This window comes from Methanoculleus sp. UBA303 (assembly GCA_002501655.1).
Classification (GTDB): domain Archaea; phylum Halobacteriota; class Methanomicrobia; order Methanomicrobiales; family Methanoculleaceae; genus Methanoculleus.
In genome coordinates this window covers 1-1,770 of sequence record DANY01000052.1, presented here as the reverse complement: position 1 = coordinate 1,770, position 1,770 = coordinate 1, and the positions used below count along the sequence as shown (strand labels likewise).

3 protein-coding genes are annotated in these 1,770 nt (G+C 57.9%); all 3 read left to right on the top strand.

Annotated elements, in window-relative coordinates:
* The first annotated feature begins 127 nt into the window (after nt 1-127).
* The 3 genes from BP846_RS12395 (at nt 128) to BP846_RS12385 (ending at nt 1,012) form a co-directional block, all read left to right on the top strand.
* Nucleotides 128-307: a hypothetical protein gene (locus tag BP846_RS12395; protein WP_292395923.1), complete on the top strand. Its 180-nt coding sequence runs from the start codon at nt 128-130 to the stop codon at nt 305-307.
* Nucleotides 308-368: 61 nt separating this feature from the next.
* Entirely contained in the window at nt 369-662 is a 294-nt protein-coding gene (locus tag BP846_RS12390; protein WP_292395920.1) for a nucleotidyltransferase family protein, read from the top strand.
* Nucleotides 659-1,012, top strand: a complete 354-nt coding sequence (locus BP846_RS12385; protein ID WP_292395917.1) for a DUF86 domain-containing protein — start codon at nt 659-661, stop codon at nt 1,010-1,012. Before BP846_RS12390 ends, BP846_RS12385 begins: the two co-directional genes overlap by 4 nt.
* Nucleotides 1,013-1,770: the final 758 nt, after the last annotated feature.

The window sequence follows — 1,770 nt, the reverse complement described above, 5'->3', positions numbered from 1 at the left end:
GGTGAGCGCCTATAACAGGTGTGTCCGTGAATCCGCCCGCCGCATCCCTCCCCGGGAATCGGATGAGCGCAGAAAGAGGATCCTCTCCTCGCTGATCGAGGGGTACTTATCCGGCTGATGCCCGACCATGGCCCCCCATCATTTTCTCGACGCAAACATCCTTATCGGCTCCCTGGTCGAGTGGGACGGGCAGCACCGCCATACGCACCGCTACATGCAGCAGGAGGGGTTCCGGCGGCATACCAGTGAGAGGGTCTACCTCTGCCGGGCTCACCGTCCGGGATCCCGGGGCGTTTCTTGCTGGTGACGATGTTGATCGGGGAGGCAGGTATATATCTCCTGCTCCCGATAGAATCCTTTGAACAGGCATGCCCGTCACAATGGATGTGATCCGGAAGAAGCGGACCAGGATCCTCGCGATAGCCGGGCGGCACGGCGCAACAAACCTGAGGGTCTTCGGGTCGGTCGCCCGGGGCGATGCGGGGCCGGAGAGCGACCTCGACCTCCTCGTCGAGTTGGAGCCGGGCAGGAGCCTTCTCGATCACATCGCGCTCATCCAGGACCTGGAGGAGGCTCTCGGGTGCAAGGTGGACGTGGTGACCGAAAAAGCGCTCAAGGAGCGATACAAAAAAAGGATTCTCGATGAGATAATAGCCTTATGAGGGGTGAGAACGAGCGGCTCCTGGATATTCTTGAGGCGATCAGCGAGATAGAGCGATATGCGGTCCGGGGCCGGGAAGCGTTTCTGGAGGATGAACTGGTGCAGGTCTGGATGGTTCACCACCTCCAGATAATCGGGGAAGCAGCTGCACGTCTTCCTCCAGATCTGCGAAGCGCTTCTTCCCGGGTTCCCTGGAAGCAGGTTGTCGGCCTCCGGAACGTTCTGGTCCATGCATACTTTCGCGTGGATCTCGATGAACTATGGGTGGTTGTGGACCGTGATATCCCTGTGTTCAAGGAGGAGATCACAACGCTTCTCTCCGCCCTCACCGATAAGGAAGGATCCGGGTAGCCCCTCTTCTGCCGGGAGGAGCATCACCCCTTTCGTATGAAAATGACCCCCGATATTTTCATCCGGTATGCCTGTGGCCCCGCGGGCATCATGTGGTTTTTTCTACCCTTCCTGGAGCACACTCACGTAATGGAACGACGATTTGACGCATACTTGATCAGAATCGGAAATGCGGCCGTTGCCCGGGTATCGCGTCTCGGGAAGCGACTACCGGTACGGTAGGGGTTTTGAGAAGACCGAAGGTCTTCCGAGTGTGTGAGCGAAAGCGAGCACGAGAAACCCGGAGAGTTTTGAGAGGGGCCCGGGAGGGGGCGGGCCCTCTCCCGGCAGAAGGGTTCAGGGATAACCTCGCAAATACTACGCATCGTTACGCATCATCATGCAGATAGATGTATCAGTAGCCAGGTCATCGGGGAGCAGCATACTCTCTATGGGAGGAAGATAGTCTCGACACTGTCGCGAGAATCGGTTGGGGAGTACAGAACGGATGAGAAAGAATGTGCGCCAATTTCGGGTTGCCATTGAACATCGATGGCAGCCGCCCCGGGGGCCCGGGAACGGGCAGGAGGATCCGCAAAACCCCTATATAGTGCTGTAGACAATTCTCCCGTGGGGTGATCAAGGTCTTGAGGCCAGATACAGATCCAAAAACCGGTAGTGCCCTACGAAACAACTGGTCATCTGAGATCCCATCCTGGTGTTCCCGCTTGCATGCAATCCGGGGCACGGCTTTCCATAGGGTATCGCCATGACTGCCC

Excerpts from the sequence above, each read along its gene's own strand:
- BP846_RS12395 (WP_292395923.1), top strand. The coding sequence starts at position 128 with ATGGCCCCCCATCATTTTCTCGACGCAAACATCCTTATCGGCTCCCTG.
- BP846_RS12390 (WP_292395920.1), top strand. The coding sequence starts at position 369 with ATGCCCGTCACAATGGATGTGATCCGGAAGAAGCGGACCAGGATCCTC.
- BP846_RS12385 (WP_292395917.1), top strand. The coding sequence starts at position 659 with ATGAGGGGTGAGAACGAGCGGCTCCTGGATATTCTTGAGGCGATCAGC.